This window comes from Rhodococcus tukisamuensis NBRC 100609, assembly GCF_001894985.1.
In the GTDB taxonomy this organism is placed as follows: Bacteria; Actinomycetota; Actinomycetes; order Mycobacteriales; family Mycobacteriaceae; genus Rhodococcus_G; species Rhodococcus_G tukisamuensis.
In genome coordinates, this window is record NZ_BCXG01000003.1 from 265,212 (window position 1) to 287,975 (window position 22,764).

24 protein-coding genes are annotated in these 22,764 nt (G+C 70.8%); 10 read left to right on the forward strand and 14 right to left on the reverse strand.

Going from position 1 to position 22,764, the window contains the following annotated elements:
• Window position 1: 1 nt before the first annotated feature.
• The 6 genes from RT2_RS05180 to RT2_RS05205 are packed head-to-tail and all read right to left on the reverse strand — an operon-like array spanning window position 2 to window position 5,712.
• Window positions 2-835, reverse strand: a complete 834-nt coding sequence (locus tag RT2_RS05180) for a MaoC/PaaZ C-terminal domain-containing protein (protein WP_072843443.1) — start codon at window positions 833-835, stop codon at window positions 2-4.
• Window positions 836-2,014 (reverse strand): lipid-transfer protein, encoded by a 1,179-nt coding sequence (locus RT2_RS05185; protein ID WP_072843444.1) that lies wholly within the window; start codon window positions 2,012-2,014, stop codon window positions 836-838.
• Entirely contained in the window at window positions 2,014-2,457 is a 444-nt protein-coding gene (locus RT2_RS05190; RefSeq protein WP_072843445.1) for a MaoC family dehydratase, read from the reverse strand. The genes RT2_RS05185 and RT2_RS05190 overlap by 1 nt, the downstream gene beginning before the upstream one ends.
• On the reverse strand, window positions 2,454-3,569 hold the full coding sequence (locus RT2_RS05195; RefSeq protein WP_072843446.1) for an acyl-CoA dehydrogenase family protein: 1,116 nt from the start codon (window positions 3,567-3,569) through the stop codon (window positions 2,454-2,456). The genes RT2_RS05190 and RT2_RS05195 overlap by 4 nt, the downstream gene beginning before the upstream one ends.
• On the reverse strand, window positions 3,569-4,549 hold the full coding sequence (locus RT2_RS05200) for a bifunctional MaoC family dehydratase N-terminal/OB-fold nucleic acid binding domain-containing protein (protein ID WP_072843447.1): 981 nt from the start codon (window positions 4,547-4,549) through the stop codon (window positions 3,569-3,571). Before RT2_RS05200 ends, RT2_RS05195 begins: the two co-directional genes overlap by 1 nt.
• Entirely contained in the window at window positions 4,546-5,712 is a 1,167-nt protein-coding gene (locus RT2_RS05205; RefSeq protein ID WP_072843448.1) for an acyl-CoA dehydrogenase family protein, read from the reverse strand. The genes RT2_RS05200 and RT2_RS05205 overlap by 4 nt, the downstream gene beginning before the upstream one ends.
• Before the next feature lie 132 nt (window positions 5,713-5,844).
• On the opposite strand from RT2_RS05205, the gene RT2_RS05210 reads away from it, so the two are divergent.
• Complete coding sequence (locus tag RT2_RS05210; RefSeq protein WP_072843449.1) at window positions 5,845-6,315, forward strand: nuclear transport factor 2 family protein; 471 nt, start codon at window positions 5,845-5,847, stop codon at window positions 6,313-6,315.
• A 4-nt stretch (window positions 6,316-6,319) separates the two neighbouring features.
• On the opposite strand, the gene RT2_RS05215 is transcribed toward RT2_RS05210, so the two are convergent.
• Both RT2_RS05215 and RT2_RS05220 read right to left on the reverse strand, forming a co-directional pair.
• Window positions 6,320-6,643 (reverse strand): AzlD domain-containing protein, encoded by a 324-nt coding sequence (locus tag RT2_RS05215; RefSeq protein WP_174556664.1) that lies wholly within the window; start codon window positions 6,641-6,643, stop codon window positions 6,320-6,322.
• On the reverse strand, window positions 6,640-7,317 hold the full coding sequence (locus RT2_RS05220) for an AzlC family ABC transporter permease (RefSeq protein WP_072843450.1): 678 nt from the start codon (window positions 7,315-7,317) through the stop codon (window positions 6,640-6,642). The genes RT2_RS05215 and RT2_RS05220 overlap by 4 nt, the downstream gene beginning before the upstream one ends.
• Window positions 7,318-7,384: 67 nt before the next feature.
• Here RT2_RS05220 and RT2_RS05225 point away from each other — a divergent pair, with 67 nt between their 5' ends.
• Window positions 7,385-7,945, forward strand: a complete 561-nt coding sequence (locus RT2_RS05225; protein ID WP_072843451.1) for a helix-turn-helix domain-containing protein — start codon at window positions 7,385-7,387, stop codon at window positions 7,943-7,945.
• A 13-nt stretch (window positions 7,946-7,958) separates the two neighbouring features.
• Here RT2_RS05225 and RT2_RS05230 read toward each other — a convergent pair whose 3' ends face one another.
• Entirely contained in the window at window positions 7,959-8,492 is a 534-nt protein-coding gene (locus RT2_RS05230; RefSeq protein ID WP_072843540.1) for a winged helix-turn-helix transcriptional regulator, read from the reverse strand.
• A 57-nt stretch (window positions 8,493-8,549) separates the two neighbouring features.
• On the opposite strand from RT2_RS05230, the gene RT2_RS05235 reads away from it, so the two are divergent.
• From RT2_RS05235 to RT2_RS05245, 3 genes are read left to right on the forward strand one after another with little or no spacing between them, the layout of a single operon-like run.
• Window positions 8,550-9,974, forward strand: a complete 1,425-nt coding sequence (locus tag RT2_RS05235; RefSeq protein ID WP_072843452.1) for an MFS transporter — start codon at window positions 8,550-8,552, stop codon at window positions 9,972-9,974.
• Entirely contained in the window at window positions 9,971-10,711 is a 741-nt protein-coding gene (locus RT2_RS05240; RefSeq protein ID WP_072843453.1) for an acyl-CoA thioesterase, read from the forward strand. Before RT2_RS05235 ends, RT2_RS05240 begins: the two co-directional genes overlap by 4 nt.
• 27 nt (window positions 10,712-10,738) lie before the next feature.
• Window positions 10,739-11,161, forward strand: a complete 423-nt coding sequence (locus tag RT2_RS05245) for a DnaJ family domain-containing protein (protein WP_072843454.1) — start codon at window positions 10,739-10,741, stop codon at window positions 11,159-11,161.
• A gap of 63 nt (window positions 11,162-11,224) precedes the next feature.
• On the opposite strand, the gene RT2_RS05250 is transcribed toward RT2_RS05245, so the two are convergent.
• The 3 genes from RT2_RS05250 to RT2_RS05260 form a co-directional block, all read right to left on the reverse strand.
• Window positions 11,225-12,106, reverse strand: a complete 882-nt coding sequence (locus RT2_RS05250; protein WP_072843455.1) for an LLM class F420-dependent oxidoreductase — start codon at window positions 12,104-12,106, stop codon at window positions 11,225-11,227.
• 91 nt (window positions 12,107-12,197) lie between these two features.
• A complete protein-coding gene (gene casI, locus RT2_RS05255) occupies window positions 12,198-13,892 on the reverse strand; it encodes a steroid-22-oyl-CoA synthetase (protein WP_072843456.1) in 1,695 nt (564 codons plus the stop codon).
• The gene (locus RT2_RS05260; RefSeq protein WP_371851138.1) at window positions 13,892-14,167 is read right to left on the reverse strand and encodes a hypothetical protein; all 276 of its coding nucleotides are present in this window, start codon (window positions 14,165-14,167) and stop codon (window positions 13,892-13,894) included. The genes casI and RT2_RS05260 overlap by 1 nt, the downstream gene beginning before the upstream one ends.
• 152 nt (window positions 14,168-14,319) lie before the next feature.
• On the opposite strand from RT2_RS05260, the gene casG reads away from it, so the two are divergent.
• The 4 genes from casG to RT2_RS05280 are packed head-to-tail and all read left to right on the forward strand — an operon-like array spanning window position 14,320 to window position 17,986.
• Window positions 14,320-15,981, forward strand: coding sequence for a steroid-24-oyl-CoA synthetase (gene casG / locus RT2_RS05265; protein ID WP_072843457.1), 1,662 nt, complete (start codon window positions 14,320-14,322; stop codon window positions 15,979-15,981).
• 8 nt (window positions 15,982-15,989) lie between these two features.
• On the forward strand, window positions 15,990-16,484 hold the full coding sequence (locus tag RT2_RS05270) for a nuclear transport factor 2 family protein (protein WP_083577076.1): 495 nt from the start codon (window positions 15,990-15,992) through the stop codon (window positions 16,482-16,484).
• A gap of 10 nt (window positions 16,485-16,494) precedes the next feature.
• On the forward strand, window positions 16,495-17,400 hold the full coding sequence (locus RT2_RS05275) for a TIGR03619 family F420-dependent LLM class oxidoreductase (RefSeq protein ID WP_072843458.1): 906 nt from the start codon (window positions 16,495-16,497) through the stop codon (window positions 17,398-17,400).
• Between the two features lie 28 nt (window positions 17,401-17,428).
• Window positions 17,429-17,986 carry a nuclear transport factor 2 family protein gene (locus tag RT2_RS05280; protein ID WP_072843459.1) on the forward strand — a complete coding sequence of 186 codons (558 nt, stop codon included), beginning with the start codon at window positions 17,429-17,431 and terminating at the stop codon, window positions 17,984-17,986.
• A gap of 105 nt (window positions 17,987-18,091) precedes the next feature.
• Here RT2_RS05280 and RT2_RS05285 read toward each other — a convergent pair whose 3' ends face one another.
• Both RT2_RS05285 and RT2_RS05290 read right to left on the reverse strand, forming a co-directional pair.
• The gene (locus RT2_RS05285) at window positions 18,092-18,514 is read right to left on the reverse strand and encodes a hypothetical protein (RefSeq protein ID WP_072843460.1); all 423 of its coding nucleotides are present in this window, start codon (window positions 18,512-18,514) and stop codon (window positions 18,092-18,094) included.
• 579 nt (window positions 18,515-19,093) lie between these two features.
• Window positions 19,094-19,423 (reverse strand): hypothetical protein, encoded by a 330-nt coding sequence (locus tag RT2_RS05290; RefSeq protein ID WP_139280375.1) that lies wholly within the window; start codon window positions 19,421-19,423, stop codon window positions 19,094-19,096.
• A 468-nt stretch (window positions 19,424-19,891) separates the two neighbouring features.
• On the opposite strand from RT2_RS05290, the gene RT2_RS05295 reads away from it, so the two are divergent.
• Complete coding sequence (locus RT2_RS05295; protein ID WP_245709246.1) at window positions 19,892-22,705, forward strand: FAD-binding and (Fe-S)-binding domain-containing protein; 2,814 nt, start codon at window positions 19,892-19,894, stop codon at window positions 22,703-22,705.
• Window positions 22,706-22,764 lie beyond the last annotated feature (59 nt).

Here is a 22,764-nt window from a genome sequence, read left to right on the forward strand (position 1 = left end):
CTCACCGTGCGAACTTCGCGCGGGCGCCGCCGATGGCCACGGTGTCCGCGCCCACCTCGAAGTCCACCGTGACATCTGACGACTCGGCGTCGCCGCGCCAACCGCGGACCGGCAGCGTCTGGCCCGGGAACGCCGGGGCCGCAAAGCGTCCGGAGAGCTCCACCAGGTCCGCCGGGTGCACGCCGAGCTCACGCGCCAGCGGCAACGTGCTCGCCGCCAGGGTGCACAGCCCGTGCATGATCGGGCGCGGCTGGTTGATCCGGGCCGCGGCCTCGGGATCGATGTGGATGTGGTGCATGTCCCCGAGCAGGCGGTACAGCGCGGTCTGGTTCTCCCAGGTCGCCAGCTCCGCGGCCACGTTCGGCTCGCCGACCGGGCCCGCGGGCTTGGACGGCCCCCGCTCCCCGCCGAAGCCGCCGGAGCCCGGCGCGAACAGCGACCACGTCGCGACGAAGTACTCGCACTCGACGAGCACCTCGAACACGGCCGCCGCGCCCTTGTCCCACACCTCGCCGACAGAGGCCGTCAGCGTCACCTCGCCGGACCGCGGCAACGGCTTGAGGACCCGCAGCTCCTGCGAGCCGTGCAGCGCGGTCTTGGTGTCGAATGCCCCGCGACTGCCGAGCTCGTCGGGCGCCCACTGCGCCAGCGTCAGCGCGAAGGTCGGCAGCACCCGCAGCCGGTCCTCGAAGACGAGGTCCAGTTCGGTGGCGTGAGCACCGACGGCGAGCGCGTAGATGATCGCGTCGCGCTCGGTGTAGCTCACAGTGCGGGTACCCAGGTCCGTGCCGCGCCAGCTGCCGGCGTTCTCGACCACGGTTTCGGTGGTGCTCATCTACTCCACTCCCAGAATCAGTGCACTGGTCGGGACCGCGGTGCCCGCGGTGACCAGAACGTTCTCCACGCCATCCGGCTGGTTGGTCGAGGTGCCGCGCAGCAGCCTCACACCTTCCGCAATTCCGTTGACGCCGTGCAAGTATGCCTCGCCCACCTGACCGCCATGAGTGTTCGACGGCAGGCGCCCGCCGATCTCCAGGTTGCCCTCGCGGATGAAGTCCTTCGCCTCGCCGGGCTTGCAGAAACCGAGTTCCTCGAGCTGCGGGAGTACCAGCGGGGTGAAGTGGTCGTAGAGGACCGCCGCGTCGATGTGCTCCGGCGTGAGGCCGGACTGCGCGTACAGCTGCCGACCGACCAGCCCCATCTCCGGGATGCCGCTGATGTCGGGACGGTAGTAGCTGGTCATCATGTGCTGGTCCTTCGCGGACCCCTGCGCTGCGGCCCTGATGACGACGGGCTTGTTGGCCAGCGTCTTGGCCCGCTCGGCCGAGACGACGACCAGGGCCTGGCCGCCGTCGGTCTCCTGGCAGCAGTCGAGCAGGTGCAGCGGCTCGGCGATCCAACGCGAGTTCTGGTGGTCCTCGAGCGTGATCGGACGCTCGTAGAACCACGCCTTCGGGTTGTTGGCGGCATGCTTGCGCGCCACCACCGCGACCCGTCCGAAGTCCTCACTCGTCGCACCGTACTGATGCATGTAGCGCCGGGCGAACATGGCGACCCACTGAGCGGGAGTCGACAGTCCCTGCGGGGTCATCCAGGCATACGCCGCGCGGTCCGCGGTGCTGTCCATCGGCCGGTCGTGCTGGCCGAGGCCGTAACGCACGCCGGAGCGTTCGTTGAAGGCGCGGTAGCAGACCACCACGTCCGCGACGCCGGTCGCGACGGCCATCGCGGCCTGCTGCACGGTCGCGCAGGCCGCACCGCCGCCGTAGTGGATGCGGGAGAAGAACTTCAGCTCCCCGAGACCGCAGTTGCGGGCGACGATCGCCTCGCCGTTGGTCTCGGAGGTGTACGTCGACAGGCCGTCGACCTCGGACGGGTCGATGCCGGCGTCGGCGAGCGCGGCGACGATCGCCTCGCAGGCCAGCTGCAGCTCGCTGCGGCCGGAGTTCTTGGAGAATTCGGTGGCTCCGATGCCGACGATCGCGGCGGCGCCGGAGAGCGGGCTGACTGCCATCAGGCGACCCCTCCTGTGCTGGTGCGGTCGGGGAACGCGACGGTGACGGTGCCGGTCGCGTGGTGGCCGAGGCTGTTGACGCCGCGGACGTTGACCACCACCTGCCGGTCCGACTTCGAGGCGACCTCGCCGGTCATCGTCATGACGTCACCGGGGTAGTTGGGCGCGCCGAGCCGGATCGCGACGCGGCGCAACGTCGCGTGCGGGCCCGCCCAGTCGGTGACGAACCGACCCACCAGGCCGTTGCTGGTGAGGATGTTCATGAAGACGTCCTTCGAGCCGCGGTCGCGGGCCAGCTCCGGGTCGTGGTGCACGTCCTGGAAGTCGCGGGTGGCGATCGCGGTGGAGACGATGAGGGTGCGGGTCAGCGAGATCGCGAGCTCGGGCAGCACGTCGCCGACCTCGATCGCGTCGTAGCTGCGTCCGGTGGCCACGGCGGTCATGCGACCACCTCCACTCCGGCGGCGAGCTGCGCGCCGAGGCGGGCCAGGTCGGAGCTGGCGCCTCCCAGGGTGGCGGCGATCTGCTTGCCCCACAACAGGTGACGGTGCACCGGGTAATCGGTGTCGACGCCCATGCCGCCGTGCACGTGGGTGGTGCGGTGCACGACGCGCTGCCCGCCGTCACTGGCCCACCACTTGGCGACCAGCACCGAGGTGCCCGGGTCCAGGCCCTCGGACATCCGCCATGCGGCCTGCCACAGGGTCACCCGCATCGCCTCGAGGTCGATGTAGCAGTCGGCGAGCTGGTGGTTGACGGCCTGGAAGGTGGCGAGCGGGCGCCCGAACTGCTTGCGCTCGTTGAGGTAGGTCACCGCCTGGCTCACCGCGCCCGCGCCGACACCGAGCTGGATCGCGGCCAGCGCGAGCTCCACCCGGTCGATCAGCCAGGAGACGGTGGTGCCGTCGGCCGCGCCGAGCAGCTCGGCCGGCGCCGCGTCGAAGTCGACGTTGGCGCAGATCTCGTGCGTCGTGGACTGGGTCTGCTCGAGCGTGACCCCGGCCGCGGCGAGGTCCACCAGGAACAGCGCGGGCCCGGTCTCGGTGGTCGCGGAGACCACCGCGCGGTGTGCGACGTGGGTGACCGGCACGACGGCCTTGGCCCCGGTCAGGCTCCACTGGCCGGACGCGTCGACCACGGCCGCCGTGGCGGGCGCGGCGTCGACGTAGGGGCCGAACTCCTCGAGCCCGACGGTGAGGAAGTGGCTGCCGTCCGCGGCGCCGGGCACCAGTGCGGCGGCCTGCTCCTCGGTGCCGAACTCGCTGATCGCCAGCGCGGCGAGCACGGTCGGCCAGATCGGCACGGGCGCGACGTGGCGGCCCTGCTGCTCGAGCAGCACGTACAGCTCGGACAGACCGAGCCCGCCCCCGCCGAGGTTCTCCGGCAGCGCGATGCCGAGCAGACCGGTGCCGGCGAGCTCTCGCCACAGGTCGCGGTCCACCCGCTCGGCGGTGCCCTCGACCGCCTTGATGCGGTCGATGTCGGCCTTGCTGGTGAAGACCTCGTCGGCGAGGCCGCGGATCGCCTCTTGCTCTTCGGTGAAGTTGAAGTCCATCAGGAGTCCTCCCGTGCGGCCGGCCGGAACGCGGGAAGCGTCAGTTCCGGGTCGGCGTCGATCCAGTCCAGTTCCACCGGCATGCCGATCTCGACCTGATCGGGCGCGATGCCCGTCATGTTCGCGATCAGCCGCGTGCCCTCCTCGAGCTCGATGGTCGCCACGATCAGCGGGTAGTCGAAGGCATCGATCTTCGGGTGGTGGTTCACGACGAAGCTGTAGACGATGCCGCGGCCCGAGGCGTCGACGGTGTCCCAGTCCAGCGAGCGGCACTCGCCGCACATCGGGCCGGTGGGGTGGCGCAGCACGTCGCAGTTCGTGCACCGCTGGATGACCAGGCGGTGCTCCTTGGTGGCCTCGAACCAGAAGGCGTTGTCCTGGTTCAGCGCCGGGCGCGGGCGCAAAGCCTTTGGCGCAATGGAATCAAGCGCCCGCGGCTGCTCCGGCGCGGCCACCGGCTCGTCCGACTTGGGCCGGAAGCGCAGCGTCCGCCACCGCTGGGTGCCGACGACCTCGTTGTCGCCGTTGCGGTACGTCTTGAGGGTGGTGACGAAGTGTCCGGTGCCCAGGCCGGTCTTCTTCTCCTCCGAGACCGACTCCACGACCTCGGTGACGCTGACCCGGTCGCCGGGACGCAGTTCGGCGAAGAACTCCTGGTCGGAGTCGGTGGCCACGACCGAGCTGAAGCCCGCCTCGTCCAGGGTGCGGATCAGGTCCGTCCACACCGTCGACGGGTCGTTGCCGGCCATCTTGTCCGCGAAGGTGCGCATCGTCCACACCTGCAGCATCTGCGCGGGCGCCACGGCGCCGTCGCGACCGGTCGCCCGGGCGGCCTCGTCGTCGAGGTGGATCGGGCTGGTGTCGCCCATCGTCTCGACCCAGTGCCGGATCATCGGGGTGTTGACCTCGTCCGGTCCCCAGGTGGCGGGGACCAGCATGCGACCCTCGAAAGCCTTGAGCTTGGTGAGGAACTCGCTCACTTGACCCTCTTTTCCCGCACCAGGCCGAGGCCGATGGTGCCGACCATGTCGCGGAGCACCTCGTTGACGCCGCCGCCGAAGGTGTTGACGACGCCCTGCCGGGAGATCTGCTCGATCTGACCGGCGAGCAGCGCGCCCGGGGACTCGGGACGGATCCGGCCGGCGGCGCCGAGGATGCCGAGCAGGGTCCGGTACACGTCGACGTGCGTCTCGGTGCCGTAGGTCTTGGTGGCACCCGCGTCGGCGCCGGACAGCGTGTCCTGCGCGACCGCGGAGGTCATCTTCCAGTTCAGCAGCCGCATCGCCTCGAGCTTGGCGTGGGTGCGCGCGAAATCCTGCTGCACCCAGGGAATCTCGATGACACCGTTGTCCTTGGCCCACTGCAGCACCTGGTGCCACAGGCCGTAGGTGCGGCCGCCGATCGCGGCCAGGCCGATCCGCTCGTGGTTGAGCTGCGCGGTGATCAGCTGCCAGCCGCCGTTGATCTCGCCCACCACGTCCTGCGCACCCACCCGGATGCCGCTGTAGTACGTGGAGGTGACCATCAGGCCGCCGACGGTGTTGATCGGCGACCACGAGAAGCCCTCGTCGTCGGTCGGCACGATCAGGATGGAGATGCCCTTGTGCTTGGGCGCGTCGACGTCGGTGCGGCACGCCAGCCAGACGTAGTCCGCGGTGTTGGCGCCACTGGTGAAGATCTTGTTGCCGTCGACCACCCACTCCTCGCCGTCGAGGACGGCGCGGGTCTTGAGCGAGGCCAGGTCGGTGCCGGCCTCCGGCTCGGTGTAACCGATGGCGAAGACGATGTCGCCGGCGAGGATGCCGGGCAGGAAGCGGTCCTTCTGCTCCTGCGTGCCGTACTTCATCAGCGTGGGGCCGACCGTGTTCACCGTGACGAACGGGAAGGGCAGCCCGGCCCGCTGGACCTCGTCGAAGAAGACGAACTGCTCCTCGATCGAGCGGCCCTGTCCGCCGTACTCCACGGGCCAGCCGATTCCCAGCCAACCGTCCTGGCCCAGCAGCTTGACGATCTCGCGGAAGTACTCGCCGCCCACGCCCTGCTCGCCGGCAGCCCGGCGCTTCTCCTCGGGCAGCAGGGCCGCGAAATACGCGCGCAGCTCCTGCCGAAGCTCGGCCTGCGCCGCCGACTCCCTCAACTCCATCGATGTCTCCCATGTCTCGCGTCACTAGCCGCAGCTCGGACGCTACGTCGGAGCGTCGATCGCCTCCCGGGAAATCTCACTGAGCGGTAGCTGGGCGGCAGCTGCGCGGGGTGGCGGCCGCATACTCGGTGGATGACCGCCGCCAGTACCCTCACCGCGCTCGCCGACCGTCTCGCATTGGCGGACCTGGTCGGCCGGTACGCCGCAGCCGTGGACGCCCGCGACGCCGCGGCACTGACCGCGTTGTTCACCCCGGACGCGGTGCTGGTGCAGCCGCCGGCACTGGTTCGACGCGGCCAGAGCGCCGAGGTGTCCGGTGCGGAGGCCGTCGTCGCGACCGTGCTGGGCGCGACGGCGCACCTGCACTCGACGCATCACGCGGTCGGGCAGCAGGTGCTCGACGTCGGAGATGCCACTGCGACGGGCCAGACGTACTGCCTGGCGCACCACGTCTACGCGGGCAAGGACGGGTTCCGGGACAACAGCCTGGCCCTGCGCTACCAGGACGAGTACCGCAGGGTCGACGGCCGCTGGCTGCTCGCGCGGCGCCGACTTGTGGTCGACTTCGCCGAGGACCGAGCCGTCACCGTGCCGGGCGCCTGACCGGTCAGGGCACGCCGAGCAGCCGGAGCCCCGCCGCGACGACAGCGGCCGCGACGACCGCCACCACGAAAGGCGCCTTGCGCCAGGCCAGTACGCCCCCGACCAGTACCCCGACGGGCCGGGCGATGCCCGCCGCACCCTGGTCCTCGGTCAGCGCGGAGGTGGCCGCCACCGCGACCAGCAGCACCACCGCGGCGGTGCCCATCAGTTTCTCGGTCCGCACCGGAACGCCCGCGCGGGTCCGCAGCGCCGGGCCCGCGAACCGGAGGGCGAAGGTCCCGGCTGCCAGCAGCGCCACCGTGATCATCACCGCCACAGAAGCATTCACCGGACCGCCGCCTTCTTCCCGACCACCGCGACCACCCCGACCAGCGCCGCCAGCACCGGGATCCCGGCCGGCAGAAAGGGCGTGGCGGCCACCGCCACGGCGGCACCGACGAGGGCGGCCTTGGCCGTGCCGGCGTCCCGCAGGGCAGGGAGCACCAGCGCCAGCAGCACGGTCGGGAACATCGCATCGAGCCCGAACATGTCGGTGTCCCCGATGACGGTGCCCGCCGCAGCACCGACGAGGGCGCCGAGCGGCCAGCAGATCAGGATCCCGAGTCCGGCGAGCCAGAAGGCGGCGCGCCTGCGCGCGGGTTCGGGTTGGCCCAGCGCGAAGACGACGCTCTCGTCGTTGAGCAGGTGGCTGCCGAGCACCCGTCGCCAGCCCCGCCCGGTGACCTCGCCGACCGCCAGACCGAACGGCAGGTGCCGCGCGTTGACCAGCAGGCCTGCGACCATCGCCGCGACCGGGCTGCCTCCTGCCGCGACGATCCCGAGGTAGAGGAACTCCGAGGCCCCGGCAAGGACCAGCACGGCCATCAGCACCGGCAGCCACGGCTCGAACCCGAGGCCGACCGCGATCGCGCCGTACGAGATGCCGACGACACCGTCGGCCAGGCACACCAGCGCGATGTCCGCCCGCAGGCCGCGGTCAAGTGTTCGCCATGTCGAACGCATGGACTTTATGATGAACACTCCGCGGTTCGTTCGTCAAGCCGAACGCATCGACCGATAGAGTGAACGCATGACATCGGGAGGCAAGGCTCCGCTGGCGGTCATCGCGACCTCACTACGGCAGGAACGCGAGCGTGCCGGGCTCTCGCTCACCGAGGTGGCGCGCCGGGCCGGGGTGGCCAAGTCAACCCTGTCCCAGCTCGAGTCCGGCAGCGGGAACCCCAGCGTGGAGACCCTGTGGGCGCTCTGCGTGGCACTCGACATCCAGTTCTCCCGACTGATCGACCCGCCCCGGCCGCGCGTCCAGGTGATCCGGGCCGACGAGGGCCCCGCGGTGCACTCCGAACGGTCCGACTACCAGGCCACCCTGGTGGCCTCGTGCCCGCCGAACGCGCGCCGCGACATCTACCGCCTCACGATCGAGCCGGGTCCGGCGCGCGAGTCCGATCCGCACCCACCCGGGGTCGTCGAGCACGTCGTGCTCAGCGCCGGCCGCGCACTGGTCGGCCTCGCCGGCGAGCCGGTGGAACTCGGCCCGGGCGACTACATCTCGTACCCGGGCGATGTCGCACACGTCTTCCAGGCACTCGAACCGGGTACCCGCGCGGTGCTGGTCTCCGAGCACTCCTGACGGGTCCGCCCGGCTACCTCCGGGCGTCAGCCCGGCGCGAGTCCCGCGCCCGCCCGGCCTGCTCCGCGGTGACGTTCGGGGCGACCCGAAGCTCCGCCAGCGGAACCTCGCGGCCGGACTCGCTGCGCACCTGCACCCGGACCTGCTCGCCGGTGGTGTCGTCGAGCAGCCCCAGCGGCCCGCCGCGCCCGCCCTGCAGGTACTTGTCGCCCCACTGCATCAGCGCCAGGACGGCGGGCAGCAGGTCCCGCCCCTTCTCCGTCAGCGCGTACTCGTAGCGCGTCCGCTGCCCCGGCTCCTTGTACGGCCTGCGCTCGAACAGGCCCTCCGCCGTCAGCTCCCGCAGCCGGGACGCCGCCACCGCCTCGGTGATCCCTACGCGACGCGCGAAGTCGTCGAATCTCGTTGTCCCATAGTAGGCCTCGCGCAGGATCAGCATCGCCGAGCGGGTGCCGACGACCTCCATTGCCCTGCCGATCGAGCAGTGCGTGCCGGCCTGCCACGCCCCTCGATCCGCGAGAAATCCGTCCAACCGCGCCGCGTCCATGCCGTCCAGCATACCCCTGGCTTGCCAAAGCCATAGCCAGTGTCTACGTTGCTGACTATGGAAACCAATAGTCAGGTGATCGAGTCGCGGACCCCCACGCCCACTCGGATCGGCCCACTCCTCGCGGTCCTGTCGGGGGCGGCCTTCGTCGCCAGCCTCGACCTGTTCGTCGTGAACGTCGCGTTCGACGACATCGCCGAGAGCTACCCCGGACACTCACTCGGCCAACTGAGTTGGGTTCTCAACGGCTACGCGATCGTGTTCGCCGCGCTGCTCGTCCCGATGGGGCGGTGGGCCGACCGGGTGGGCCGGCGACGCGGCTTCCTCCTCGGCCTCGCGCTGTTCACCGCCGCCAGCGCGGCCTGCGCGCTGAGCCCGACGCTCTGGCTGCTCGTCGTCGCCCGACTGCTCCAGGCGGTGGGTGCCGCGGCCCTGACGCCGTCGAGCCTGGGCCTGCTGGTCAGCACGGTTCCCGAGGCGAAACGCGCAGGGGCGGTACGGATCTGGGCGGCATCCGGCGCCGCGGCGGCAGCGCTCGGTCCGGTGGTCGGCGGACTCCTGGTCGAGGCGTCGTGGCGCTGGGTGTTCCTGATCAACATCCCGATCGGCATCGCCTTCCTGGTGGCCGCGACTCGGATCGTGCCGGCCACCCACCCGGACCCCGACGACCGCCCGCTCGACCTGTTCGGCGCGGCCCTGCTGACCGGCGGCATCGGCGCGCTGTCCCTCGGCCTGGTCCAGGGTCCCGACTGGGGTTGGACCGATCCGCGAATCCTCGGCGCCTTCGTGGGCGCCCTCGTGGCGGTCGCGGGGTTCTGGCTGCGCAACACCCGGCGCCCGGCGCCGCTGATCGAGCCGGCACTGCTCCGGGTACGCACGTTCGCGTGGTCGAATGCGACCGCGCTGGCCTTCAGTGCCGCCTTCGCGGCCGGACTGCTGGCGAACATCCTTTGGCTGCAACGGGTCTGGGACTACTCGGCCCTGCCTACCGGGCTGGCCATCGCGCCCGGCCCCCTGCTCGTCCCGGTGTTCGCGATGGTGGGCCAGCGGCTCTCGAAGCGGTACGCACCCGGCACCATAGCCGCCGCCGGGTGCGCGCTGTGGGCCGCGGGCACCGCGCTGATCCTCGTCTCCGTCGGCCCCGACCCGAGCTACGCGACGCAGATCCTGCCGGGCTGGCTGATCGCCGGAGTTGGTGTGGGACTTGCCCTGCCGACCATCCTGTCCGCGGCCACCGCGACCCTGCCGCCGGACCGCGCCGCCACCGGAAGCGCCGTCGTCAACATGAGCAGGCAGATCGGCTCGGTTCTCGGGGTGAGTCTGCTCGTCGCCGTCCTCACCGTCGACCCTGCCGCGGGCTACGACGCCACCCACAGCGCGTTCCGGACGGCGTGGTGGCTGATCGTCGCGGTGGCCGTCGTCGCGGCGCTCGCCTCGACCGGCATGAACTCCCCCACCCACGATCCGGAGGCAAGGCGATGACGTCGACAACCGCACCCACGTACAGCGTCGAGTTCGATTCCAGCTGGCGCAGTTTCGACGGCATCCACGGCGGGCTCGTCGTCGCGACGATGCTCCGGGCGGCCGCCGAGGCCACGGGGGCCGTGCCGGCCGCGGTCAGTGCGCATTTCACCCGGCCCGTCCCGCCCGGCCCGGCGGAACTGACGACCGGTCGCGAGCACGGCGGAGGCACCGTGAGTTCACTGGTATCCCTGTCCGGCGCGGCGCTCGCGCTGGTGCGGCTGACCCGGGACCCGGGCGCGGTGACCCTGCCCGCCGCGGTGGTCGAGCCGAGCCCCACCGCCCCCGAGGCCACCGAGCGCCTGCGGATCCCGGTCGACTTCGTCCCGTTCTCCCAGCATCTCGACATCCGGCCGATCAACGACGCGCGGCCGTTCGCCGGCGGCGACGTCCCCGAGTTCGACGTCTGGATCCGCCTCGATCCATCGATCGGGTTCACCGGGGCCGAGCTCGCCGCGGTGCTGCTCGACGCCCTTCCGCCCGCGCTCTACGCCACCCGCACCACGCCGGTCCCCATCCCCACCGCCGAGTTCAGCGCGCACTTCGTGCCGACCGTCCGCTCCGGTTCGCCGTGGCACCGGCTCCGGCACCGCACCGTGTGGGCGACCGACACGCTGTGCGTCGACGAGACCGAGCTGTTCACCGACGACGGCCGGCTCGCCGCCCAGGCCCGGCAGCTGCGCCGGATACTCGGGTGACCTGCCGCGGAGGCGGACAATGGGGCCATGACCGAACGGAAGCCCCCGGACGTCCCCTTCGAGTCGTGGGTGGAGCGGCAGATCCGTGTCGCGCAGGAACGCGGCGAGTTCGACAACCTGCCGGGCGCCGGACAGCCGATCCCCCACCTCGGTGACGACGACGAACTGTGGTGGGTGAAGAACAAGCTGAAGCGCGAGGGTCTGTCGACGGAGGCGCTGCTGCCGCCGTCACTTCAGCTACGACGTGAAGCCGCGCGGCTGCCCGACACGGTCGCGGACCTGCCGACGGAGTCGGCGGTGCGCGAGGTGGTCGCCGACCTCAACCGCCGCATCGCCGCCCACCTGCTCGCACCGAGCGGGCCCCTGGTGCCGGTCCACACCGTCGACGCCGACGAGGCGGTCGCGGCCTGGCGCGCGAGCCGGGGCGGCGGCGGTCCCCGGGGCAAGTGACGGGGCAGGCGGTTTCGGCAGGATGACCCCCGCTTTCCGGGGCTGATCCTGCCGAAACGCGGGTCAGGACAGGCCGAGCCGGGCCGAGCACTCCGCCATCTCGTCGAGGACCGCCTCGAAGGTCGTCGCGCGGCGCGAGGCCGACAGCAGGATCCGGTCCGAGCCGAGCGAGTTCGCCCAGTCGATCTTCGACTCGTCCATCCTCGGCAGCACGTGGCCGAGTACGAGCGCCACCTCGGCCGGGTCGCGGCCGGCGTCCGACGCGGCGGACCGCATCAACGCGACCGCCGCGTCCAGGTCGTCCCCGCCGAGCCCGAGCGGCTGGAAACCGTTGCCGAGGCGTCCCGCCCGCCGCGCCGCCGCCTTGCTGTGCCCGCCGATGTAGAGCGGCACCCCGGACTCACGCACCGGCTTCGGGTACGAGTACGCCCGCGCGAACCGGTAGTACTCGCCGTCGAAGCCGACGCCGTCTGCCCCTCCGGACCACAGCGCCCGCATCACCGCGACCGCCTCGTCGGCCATCTTGCCGCGGCGCTCGAAGTCGCCGCCGCAGGCCTCGACCTCCTCGCGCATCCACCCCATGCCGAGGCAGATCCGCAGCCGGCCGCCGGAGAGCCGGTCCAGCGTCGCCAGCCGCTTGGCCAGCACCACCGGGTTGTGGTTCGGCAGCACCAGGACCCCGGTCGCGAGCCCCAGCGTGCTGGTCGCGCCCGCCACGAAGGACAGCAGCTCCAGCGGGTCCGGCAACGGGCAGTCGTCAGGCAGGTGCGACTTGCCCGTCGGCGAGTACGGGTACTCGCTGCCCGTGTCGCCGATGACCACGGCGTGCTCGACCGCGGAGATCTCGTCGAAGCCCAGCGACTCTGCCGCGCGGGCGAATTCGAGCATCCGGTCCGGGTCCCCGGCCACGCCCAACTCCACCGGAACCACTACGCCGAGCTTCAACGGGACATCCTCTCGTCGGGCGAGGCGGCTCCGCGCCCATGCGCACTCCTGGTAGCTCCAGCTACCAGAACGGCGCACAGGCGCGGAGCGCCTACAGGAAGCGCTGGCGGCCGAAGCTGACGAACTCGGCCTCCAGTGCGGTCTTGTCATCCTCGGTCATCGCCCGGTACTCGACGCCGCCGCGTCCCTCCCAGCGGTACACCGGTTCCCCGGTGCGCCACTTCTCGGCCTGCAACTCGCGCTTGAGCACCTTGTTCGAGCCGGTCACCGGTAGGTTCGTCGACACCCGCAGGAACCGCGGCGTCGCCTTGCTGCCCAGGTCCGCCTGCCCGTCCAGGTAGGACGCGAACTCGGCCGCGTCGAACTTCTCCAGGTCCGCCACCTCGATCGCGGCCATCACCTGGTCGCCGGAGCGCGGGTCCGGAATCGCGTACACGCCGGTCGCGATGACCGCCGGATGCCTGCGCAGCACCCGCTCGATCATCAACGCGGAGGTGTTCTCGCCGTCGACGCGGATCCAGTCGCCCTTGCGGCCGGCGAAGTACAGGAAGCCCGCCTCGTCGACGTAGCCGAGATCGCCGGTCCAGTACCAGCCGTGCCTGATCCGCTCGGCGTCCGCGACGTCGTTCTTGTAGTAGCCCTCGAACGCACGGGCGCCCTCCTTGTTGATCATCTCGCCGATCGCCGCGTCCGGGTTCAGTACCCGGCCGTGCTCGTCGAGGATCGCGCGGGCGCACTCCTCCCGGGTCTCCGGGTTCACCACCGCGATGCCCTCGTGCGCGGGCCGGCCGAGCGCGCCCTCCGGGGCCGCCGGGTCGAGCTTGACGGACCCGGCCCCCTCGCTCGAGCCGTAGCCCTCGAACAGTTCGGCGCCGAAGCGGCGGACGAACTCGACCTTGTCCTCGGGCGAGGCCTCGGTGCCGAACGCCCGGACCAGGGTGTTGTCGATGTCGCTCGGCGTCTCCGGCGTCGCCATCAGGTAGCCGAGCGCCTTGCCGACGTAGGTGAAGAAGGTGGCGCCGTAGAACTTGACGTCCGGCAGGAACCCGGAGGCCGAGAACTTCCGGGTCAGGCACACGGTGGCGCCGTTCGCCAGCGCCGGCGCCCACAGCGCCATCAGCGCGTTGCCGTGGAAGAGCGGCATGCAGCAGTAGTCCACGTCCTCCCGGACGTGCCCGTACTTGACGGAGTTCGAGTAGGCGAGCCGGGCCAGCCGGCCCTGGCTGCACTTGACGCCCTTCGACATGCCGGTGGTGCCGGAAGTGAACAGCAGCAACATCAGCGTGGACTCGTCGACGTCCGGCTCGATCACCGGCCGGTCCACCGTGTGCGCGGCCAGCCGGTAGGAGTACGCCGGGTCGTCGACCAGCAGGAACCGGTCCGGCTCCAGCCCGAGGTCCAGCTCACGCAGCTTCGCCATGCCGGCCGAGTCGGTGACGATCAGCTGGCAGTCGACGTACCGGATCTCGGCCTCGAGTTCGGTCGCGCCGCGGGTCGGGTTGATGCCGACGATCGTCGCGCCGGACAGTGCCGCGCCGCCGAGCCAGAACAGGAAGTCCGGCACGTTCTCGAGCAGGACACCGATGTGGAAGGGTCCCTCGCGGCGCAGCGACTTGGCCAGGGCGCCGCGGGCGGCCGACTCGCAGACCACCTCGTCCCAGGTCCAGTCCTGCTCACGGGTGCGCACGCCCAGGCGCTGGTCGCCTAGGCGGTCCAGCAGCATTTCGGCGATGGTGGCGCGTTCCAACTTGACTCCTGTACTGGTGACCTCGGTTGCGCCCGTCATCACGCGGGCACCGGGTGGTTGGCGGGCTTCGGGTCGAGCACGCAGTGGGTGCCACCGTAGATGGCGCACATGCACATGTCGTGCGTAGTCATGCCGACTCGGCCCGCCGCCGGCCTACGATGGAAATCGATGAGCTCGTCGGTCATCAACCCCTTCGGGGTCAGGCCCGCGAACGTCGCGGCCTTGACGGCGCGGTTGCGCCGGGTCAGCAGACCCGACGTCGCGGGGGCCAACGGGCCCGGCGCCTTGAGCCTGGGCGGGTCGATATCGGTCATGACAACTCCTCGTACTGCAATTTGTCCCGACGCTATCGACGCCGTGCGCGGGCCAGCGGCCGAGTCTCGGTCAGTGGAAAAGCCTTCCGCACGGGTGGGTACCCGTGACATGTTCTGTGCAGTTCGCGCGCTCGAGAAAGGCACTTCCACCTATGACCACTGCCGCTGACCAGCAGGCCTTCCTGGCCTCCGTCATGACCCGACTGACCGGACCGGCCGCCCCGTTCGAGCTCGTCGAGGAAGACGTGCTCGGCGCCCGGATGCCCGTCATGCGTCACCGCGGCCGGGCGGTCCACGAGCTGCTCAGCGCCTCCGCGGTGTACGGCGACCGCGACTACCTGGTCACCGCGGACCGCCGAATGTCCTTCACCGAGCACGCCGACACGGTCGCGGCGTTCGCCGCGGTGCTGTGCGAGGACTACGGCGTCGGCGCCGGCGATCGGGTCGCGATTCTCGCCGCCAACACCATCGAGTGGGTCGTCGCCTTCTGGGCCACCCAGGCGCTCGGCGCCGTCACCGTCGGCCTCAACGCCTGGTGGGTGCCCCGCGAGATCGAGTACGGCCTGCAGCTCAGCACGCCCAAGGTGGTCGTCGCCGACGCCAAGCGCGCCGCCCTGCTGGCCCAGGCGGACACCGACGCCCCGGTGGTCACCATGGAAGAGGACATGCCGCGGCTGATCGCGTCCCGCGCGGGCAGCGAGCTGAGGGTCACCGAGGTCGACGAGGACGACCCGTCCGTCATCCTGTTCACCAGCGGAACCAGCGGAAAGCCCAAGGGCGCCTTGCACTCCCAGCGCAACCTGCTGGCGGTGTCCGACTACCACCGTTACAGCGACGCACTCGCACTCGCCTTCGCCGGCCGGGACTACGACCCGGCCGTGCCGAGCGATCTGCGCTACCTGCTGACCTCCCCCCTCTTCCACATCGCCAGCCTCCACAACCTCGTGGTGCCGCGGCTGGCGACGGGCAGCGCCGTGGTGCTCTACCAGGGCTCCTTCGACGTGGACCGGGTCCTCGGCCTCGTCGAGCGGGAGCGGGTCACCAACTGGGGCGCGGTGCCGACGATGGCGTCGCGGCTGATCGAGCACGGCAATGTCCGCAAGTACGACACCTCGTCGCTGACCGCGTTCTCCCTGGCCTCAGCCCCGTCCTCGGTGGCGTTCAAGGAGCGACTGCGCGAGGAGGTGCCGTTCGCGCACGACGCCCTGGTCGACAGCTACGGCCTGACCGAGTGTGGCACCGCCATCGCCGTCGCACTCCCGGCCGACATCGACTCGTTCCCGGGCACCCTCGGCCGGCCTGTCTTCGGTGTCGCGTTAGAGATCCGGGACCCGCTGGGAGCGAAGGTCGCCGACGGCGTCGAGGGCGAGGTGTGCGTGCGGAGCCCGTACGTCATGCTCGGCTACTGGCAGAACCCGGAGGCGACGGCCTCGTCCATCGACAAGGGCCGCTGGCTGCACACCGGCGACTTCGGCAAGGTGGTGGACGGCCGGCTGAGCCTCACCGGACGGCGCTCCGACCTGATCCTGCGCGGCGGCGAGAACATCTACCCCACCGAGATCGAGCAGTGCCTCGACGAGCATCCCGACGTGGTCGAGTGCGCGGTCGTCGGCGAGGCGCACCCCGACCTCGGCCAGGAGGTCGCCGCGATCGTGGTGGTCGCCAACGGCGGCACCGTGAACGAGGACGAGCTGCGGCAGTTCGCGGCCGAGCGGCTGTCCTACTTCAAGGTGCCGTCCCGGTGGCGCCTGACCACCGAGCCGTTGCCGCGCAACGCGACCGGCAAGATGGCCCGCGGCAAGATCGCGCTGTAGCGGCCACGGTGGACATCCGGCACACGATCGAGCGGCTGGCCGCGACCGAGGCGATCCGCGACCTGATCTTCCAGTACTCGCACCTGGTCGACCTCGGCGCGCTGGCCGAGGTGTCGGAGCTGTTCGCCGACGCCGTCTACGGCCAGTGCGACGGCGCGGGCGTCCCGGTCGGCACACCCATCGACCGGGACGCTCGCGCCGTGCGCGCGGCCAACGAGGCGTTCATCAAGATGCACGGCGACCCAGCCTCGCCGCGTACCAAACACGTCACCACCAACGTGCGGATCACCGTGGCGGACAGCAACACCGAGGCCTCCTCGCTGGCCTATGTCACGGTGCTGCAGGCGGCCGGGAACCTCTCGCTGCAGCCGATCCTCACCGGCCGCTACTTCGACAGGTTCGCGCTCGTCGACGGGCGGTGGCGATTCACCCAGCGGTTGTGCTGCATCGACCACACCGGTGACCTCACCGAGCACGCCAGACGACCGCTGCACCGGGACTGAGGGACCGGGCATGCAGGTAGGGCTCAACGTCCTGGAGGCCGAGAAGCTCTTCGGCGGCGCGATCCGGCCGGTGATCGAGCTGGCCGCGCTGGCCGACCGCACCGGAGTCGACCTGATCTCCACCGGGGATCATCTCGGCTTCAACGCGACTGCGCACGCCGAACGCGTTTCCGCACACGGATTTCCGTTCGCCCTCGACCAGCCCTGGTACGAGCCGGTCTCCCTGCTCTCGGCCGTCGCCGCCGTCACCGAGCGCACCCGGCTGGGGGTTTCCGTACTGATCGCCACGGTGCGACCTCCGGCGCTGCTGGCCAAGCAGCTCGCCACCCTGGACGCGCTGTCCGGCGGCCGGGTGTCGATCGGCCTGGGCGTCGGCTGGCAGGAGGCGGAGTACAACGCCGTGGGCATGCCCTTCGACGCCCGCTTCGGCCGGATGGAGGACACGGTGCGCGCCTGCCGCGAACTGTGGACACGTGCACCCGCCACCTTCACCGGTCGCGAGTTCGCGTTCGAGGACTTCCACTCGCTGCCGTTCCCGGTCCAGGAGCGGGTGCCGGTGCTGTTCGGGTTCGGCCCCAGCAAGCGGAACTTCGGCCGGATCGCCCGGGTGGCCGACGGGTGGACCGTCAACCCCACCGACATGGCCTCGTTCCCGCAGGACGTTGCGCTGCTGCGCGAGTGCTTCGCCGAGCACGGACGCGACCCACTCTCGCCGCGGATCCAGGTCTCGGTGACCCCCGAACGCACGGTGGGCGGCGAGGTGGACCTGGACGCGACCGGCGAGCAGGCACTGCGCTGGCATGACGCCGGCGCCACCGTGGTCGTGTTCCGGCCCGCGGCGTTCCAGACCGCGGCAGAGGATCTTCCCGAACTCCTCGACTGGATGGTAGGCCTGAAGTCGAACGCCTCCGCGTAGGCGTTCGGCGGAACGAGAGGCAGAATCCATGACCCTGGCAGACAACGGTTTCGACGCGCGAGCGCTCGGCGAGCTGCTGGACAAGCAGGCCATCTACGAGGTGGTGATGCGGTACTGCCGTGGCATCGACCGCCTCGACTACGACCTGGTGCGCGGCGCGTACCACCCGGACGGCATCGACCACCACACCGGATTCGACGGCAGTGTCGAGGAGTTCATCGAGTGGGTGCGCCCCAAGCTGTCCGTCATCGGTGGCACCATGCACCACATCGGCAACCACCTGGTGGAGCTCCACGGCGACTGGGCGATCAGCGAGTCCTACTCCACCGCAACGCATTGGGGCGGCCCCGAGGGTGTCGGCATGATCAACTTCACCAGTGGTTGCCGCTACGTGGACCTGATGGAACGCCGCGACGGCCGGTGGGCCATCACCGAGCGCTGGGCAGTCCGCGAGTGGACCCGCTCCGACGCCGGCCGGCTCGCCGAACCAGAGAGCGCCGGCCCCCGAGGTCGACGGGACGGCACCGATCCGCTCGATGCGCTGCGCGCCCGTGAGGCAGGTAGGACCGGTGCCGTCCCGCAGTAGCCGTCAGTGTCGGCAGAATGGGTCGACGGGCGTTGGTGAATCACCCACAGTTGTCCAGCGCCGACCTCGCCAAGCACCCTCCACGACTGCCGCGGCGACCGACTGTCAGCTGCCGAGGGACTGCCCGACGCTGCCGTTACCGAAATCCAACGTCACACTGCCGAAGCTGACAACTCCCGTCCGGCCCGCGTCCAGCGTCACCGACTGCCCGCCGACAGGGGTGAAGGTCGTCGCTCCGCCGCCGTCGAGGCAGACGGCCCTGACGGTGTACTTCCCGTTCGGCAACCTCTCCGAGACGTAGGCCCCCTGGCCTCCGGTCAGATACGCCACGTTGCCCGCGACCTGGTTGCCCCTGGCATCCACCACCTCGGCCCAGCAGCCGACCAGCGTCGGCGAGCCGACCCCGGTGAACGCGACGGTGATCGTGTTGTCGTGGGTCGTCACGGCGGCGGTACCGGTGACGGCGGCGGAGCCGAGGGCAGGGTTCGCGACCAATGCGAGCGCGGCGAAGCCGCCAACGGCACCCATGCGGGCAACGTTCGTACGGGAGGTTCTCACAGCATGTCCATTTCTCGAGGATTGTCTGATTCGAGCCGACTGTCGGGCTCTGAGTCATGCACGTACGTACAGACCGCAGACATCATGCATCGTTCACGTCGCTCGAACCGGGCTTCTCGAAATCTTGCCGCCACTGCCTCGACGTCACCGTCGCCGCCGACCTGGCAGGCCACAGCCCGTTCTGGATCAACTTCTCGGACAACAACACCGAGGCACGCGCGCCAAGGGGCGATCAGCTTGACGACGTGAAGGTAGCCAAACCGGACCCGATGACGAAGGCTAGATCCATCGGCGGATCCAGGGAACGGAGGGACGACACACCATCCGCATCAACACAGTTCCTTGTTGAGAACCGGCGAAGTGTACGGCGCAACCCGGCGACGCGCGGAGTACTCCTCCGACCCGTCGAACTGTCGGGTGGTGCCGCAGCCGATCCTCAGCGGCCGATACTCGAGCCGGCAGACCGCGCGGCCGCCGCGACGGCACCGACCTCCCGGTCGAGGTGCGGGCGCGACTGGCCGCGCGGTAGTGGCGCTCGGCGCCGGGCGATCAGCTGGCGAACAGGGACTCCACGCTGGTCATGGCTCGGTCGGTCTCGGTGCTGCCGCCCGAGCTGCCGTCCGAGCTGCTGTTCTGCAGGTAATTCTTCACTGGGGTCTCAATGGGACCGTTCGGGCTGAACATCGTCACTCCGTCCGCGTCGATGCAGTACGCGGTGATGACGTAGCTCTCTGTCCCGAGGACTGGCGAGCGGTAGGTACCTGCGGCCGGACTTCCGGTCATTTTCACCGCGCCGGCATCGACGAATGCCCCGGACCTCGTAGCCAGGTGAACGCCACACGAGAGCAGCGTGGGAGAGCCGATGTTGGTGAACTCCACGATGATGGGAGTACCGGGACCCTCCCAGGACCCGGCGACGGAACCGGTGACCGCTGCCGAACCAACCGCAGGGTTGACGGCCAGGGCCAGGGCGGCGAATCCGGCAACGGCGCCCACGCGGGCAATGCTCTTACGTGATGACTTCACAGGGTGTCCATTTCTCTCCGGGTTGCATGCTTCGGCGGTGCACGAGCAGGTATGGCAGCTGACATCATGCACGCCCGAGGTGCCCGACGAACCCTTCTCGAGAACTGGAACAATTCATCTAATCATTTTGTCTAACAGTACAAGTCGATGCGCATCAATCATCCGCGTGGCCCGTGTCCGGTCTGCCTGCGCCATGGCGGCGCCCGCCTGCGGCACCCTCGTGCCGCAGGCCGTCCTCCCACCGGCGCCCTCGGGCCGCGCCATGGCCGTAGTATCGGCACTGTGTCGCACTCCGGCGGTACCCCCGAACTGGCCTCGGCGGTGGCAACTCTGCGCACGCGCATCGCGGGCGAGGTGGACGACGCCACCCGGCGCCGCGCGGAGTACTCCTCCGACGCCTCGAACTACCGGGTGGTCCCGGCCGCGGTGGTGTTCCCGCGCTCCGCGGAGGACGTCGCCGCCACCCTCGACCTCGGCCGCGAGCACGGCCTCCCGATCACCGCGCGAGGAGCGGGAACCTCGGTGGCGGGCAACGCCATCGGCCCCGGACTGGTGCTCGACTTCAGCCGCCACCTGGGCCGGATCCTCGAACTCGACCCCGGGTCCCGGACCGCGGTGGTTCAGCCCGGCGTGGTGCTCGGCGCACTGCAGCGGGCGGCCGCGCCGCACCGACTCCGGTTCGGTCCGGACCCGTCCACCCAGGACCGGTGCACCCTCGGCGGCATGATCGGCAACAACGCCTGCGGGCCCCGCGCGGTGGCGTGGGGTCGCACGTCCGACAACGTGCGCAGCCTGCGGATCCTGGACGGCACCGGCAAGCCGCGCACCCTGGGCGACGACCTCGGCGCCGTGCCCGGGCTGGCCAGGCTGGTCACGGCCAACCTGGCCGTGCTCCGGACCGAACTGGGCCGCTTCGACCGGCAGGTCTCCGGCTTCTCGCTCGAACACCTGCTGCCCGAACGCGGCCACCGACTGGCCCGGGCGTTCGTCGGCACCGAGGGCACCTGTGGGCTGATCCTCGACGCCACCGTGGACCTGGTCCCGGTACCGGCCGCGACGGCGCTGGCCGTCCTCGGCTACCCCGACATGCCCTCCGCTGCGGACGACGTGCCCGCTCTGCTCACCGCGCAGCCCCTGGCCGTCGAGGGCATCGACGCCCGCCTGGTCGACGTGGTGCGCCGGCACCACGGCACCGTGCCCGACCTGCCGCGCGGCGCCGGCTGGCTGTTCGTCGAGATGGCCGGCGACACGGCCGCGGAGGCCCTGGACCGGGCGGCCGCCGTCTGCCGGGCGGCCGGCGCGGTGGACACCCGGGTGCTGGCGACGGGCGCGGAGTCGGCGGCACTGTGGCGGATCCGAGCGGACGGCGTCGGGCTGTCCGGACGCACCCGGGACGGGCACCCCGCGTGGCCCGGCTGGGAAGATGCCGCGGTCCCGCAGGACCGGCTCGGCCGTTACCTGCGCGAGTTCGAGGACCTGACCCGCGAGCACGGCGTGGACGGGTTGCTGTACGGCCACTTCGGCGACGGCTGCGTGCACGTGCGGCTGGACCTGCCCATCGCGGACGCGCCGACGCGGTTTCGTGCTTTCCTCGTGGACGCCGCCACTCTCGTTGCCTCACACGGCGGTTCGATGTCCGGCGAGCACGGCGACGGTCGCGCACGCTCGGAACTGCTGCCGTTGATGTACTCCCCCGCTGCGTTGTCGGCGTTCGCCGGGTTCAAGGACCTGTTCGACCCCGACGGCCTGCTCAACCCCGGCGTGGTGGTCCGACCCGACGCCGTGGATGCACACCTGCGTCTGGCCGGCGTGCGGAGCGTGCCGACGGCCGGTGGCCTCGCCCTCCGCGAGGACGGTGGCGACCTGACGACCGCCGTGCACCGTTGCGTGGGCATCGGGAAGTGCCGCGCCGACAACTCCGCGGCGGGCGGGTTCATGTGCCCGTCCTTCCTGGCCACCCGGGACGAGAAGGACAGCACCCGCGGCCGGGCCCGGGTGCTGCAGGAGGTGCTCAACGGGACGCTGGTGACCGCCGGGTTCGACGCCCCGGAACTCGCGGAGTCGCTGGACCTGTGCCTGTCATGCAAGGCCTGTGCCTCGGACTGCCCCGCCGGGGTGGACATGGCGGCCTACAAGTCGGAGTCGCTGTACCGAAAGTACAAGGGCCGCAGGCGCCCGGCCGCGCACTACACCCTGGGCCGGCTCCCGCTGTGGACCCGCCTCGGCGCCCGGGCGCCCGCACTCGCCAACACGGCCACGGGACTCGCGCCGGTACGCCGCGTCGCTCTCCGGTTGGCCGGCATCGACCCGCGCCGCGACGTTCCGGCGCTGGCGCCGCAGTCATTCCGGAAGTGGTGGGGGCGCAGGGGCGATTCGCCGAGCCGCGGCACCGAGGTGCTGCTGTGGATCGACACCTTCACCGACGCCTTCTCGCCGGCTGTGGCGAAGGCAGCGGTCGCCCTGCTCGAGGATGCCGGGTACCGGGTGCTGGTCACCGAGCGTGCGGCGTGCTGCGGGCTCACCTGGATCAGCACCGGCCAGTTGGACGGGGCGAGAAGACAACTCACCGCCACCCTCGACCAGCTGCAGCCACACGTGCGGGCCGGTCGTCCGATCGTGGGACTCGAGCCGTCGTGCACCGCGGTGCTGCGCTCCGACCTGCTCGAACTGCTGCCCGACGACCCGCGCTCACGCCTGGTCGCCACATCGACGCATACCCTGGCCGAGTTCCTCACCGCCACAGTCGGACCCGATGGCGAGCCGTGGTCGCCGCCGCGACTGGACGGGGTGTGCGTCGTGGTGCAACCGCACTGTCACCAACACGCGGTGATGGGATTCGAGGCGGACCGGCGACTGTTGGAACGGTCCGGTGCGACCATCACCGAACTGGCCGGATGCTGTGGCCTGGCCGGGAACTTCGGCATGGAACGTGGGCACTACGACGTCTCGGTCGCGGTGGCGGAGAATGCTCTGCTCCCGGCGCTGCGCGAGTCGGGTCCCGACGTGGTGTTGCTGGCGGACGGCTTCTCGTGTCGAACCCAGGCCGACCAGTTGGCGGGCCGCCCCGGCGTCCACCTTGCGGAGCTGCTGAACGAACAGGCGCAACGGCTGATCTCACCCCTGCAGGACGGCTGAAGTGGGCGCCCGCCGAAGAGTCTGCTACGAATTAGCTGCGGTCACCGTCCCGAATCCGG

Excerpts from the sequence above, each read along its gene's own strand:
- RT2_RS05180 (WP_072843443.1), bottom strand. The coding sequence starts at position 835 with ATGAGCACCACCGAAACCGTGGTCGAGAACGCCGGCAGCTGGCGCGGC.
- RT2_RS05185 (WP_072843444.1), bottom strand. The coding sequence starts at position 2,014 with ATGGCAGTCAGCCCGCTCTCCGGCGCCGCCGCGATCGTCGGCATCGGA.
- RT2_RS05190 (WP_072843445.1), bottom strand. The coding sequence starts at position 2,457 with ATGACCGCCGTGGCCACCGGACGCAGCTACGACGCGATCGAGGTCGGC.
- RT2_RS05195 (WP_072843446.1), bottom strand. The coding sequence starts at position 3,569 with ATGGACTTCAACTTCACCGAAGAGCAAGAGGCGATCCGCGGCCTCGCC.
- RT2_RS05205 (WP_072843448.1), bottom strand. The coding sequence starts at position 5,712 with ATGGAGTTGAGGGAGTCGGCGGCGCAGGCCGAGCTTCGGCAGGAGCTG.
- RT2_RS05210 (WP_072843449.1), top strand. The coding sequence starts at position 5,845 with ATGACCGCCGCCAGTACCCTCACCGCGCTCGCCGACCGTCTCGCATTG.
- RT2_RS05220 (WP_072843450.1), bottom strand. The coding sequence starts at position 7,317 with ATGCGTTCGACATGGCGAACACTTGACCGCGGCCTGCGGGCGGACATC.
- RT2_RS05225 (WP_072843451.1), top strand. The coding sequence starts at position 7,385 with ATGACATCGGGAGGCAAGGCTCCGCTGGCGGTCATCGCGACCTCACTA.
- RT2_RS05230 (WP_072843540.1), bottom strand. The coding sequence starts at position 8,492 with ATGGACGCGGCGCGGTTGGACGGATTTCTCGCGGATCGAGGGGCGTGG.
- RT2_RS05235 (WP_072843452.1), top strand. The coding sequence starts at position 8,550 with ATGGAAACCAATAGTCAGGTGATCGAGTCGCGGACCCCCACGCCCACT.
- RT2_RS05240 (WP_072843453.1), top strand. The coding sequence starts at position 9,971 with ATGACGTCGACAACCGCACCCACGTACAGCGTCGAGTTCGATTCCAGC.
- RT2_RS05245 (WP_072843454.1), top strand. The coding sequence starts at position 10,739 with ATGACCGAACGGAAGCCCCCGGACGTCCCCTTCGAGTCGTGGGTGGAG.
- casI (WP_072843456.1), bottom strand. The coding sequence starts at position 13,892 with ATGACGGGCGCAACCGAGGTCACCAGTACAGGAGTCAAGTTGGAACGC.
- RT2_RS05260 (WP_371851138.1), bottom strand. The coding sequence starts at position 14,167 with ATGACCGATATCGACCCGCCCAGGCTCAAGGCGCCGGGCCCGTTGGCC.
- casG (WP_072843457.1), top strand. The coding sequence starts at position 14,320 with ATGACCACTGCCGCTGACCAGCAGGCCTTCCTGGCCTCCGTCATGACC.
- RT2_RS05275 (WP_072843458.1), top strand. The coding sequence starts at position 16,495 with ATGCAGGTAGGGCTCAACGTCCTGGAGGCCGAGAAGCTCTTCGGCGGC.
- RT2_RS05280 (WP_072843459.1), top strand. The coding sequence starts at position 17,429 with ATGACCCTGGCAGACAACGGTTTCGACGCGCGAGCGCTCGGCGAGCTG.
- RT2_RS05285 (WP_072843460.1), bottom strand. The coding sequence starts at position 18,514 with ATGGGTGCCGTTGGCGGCTTCGCCGCGCTCGCATTGGTCGCGAACCCT.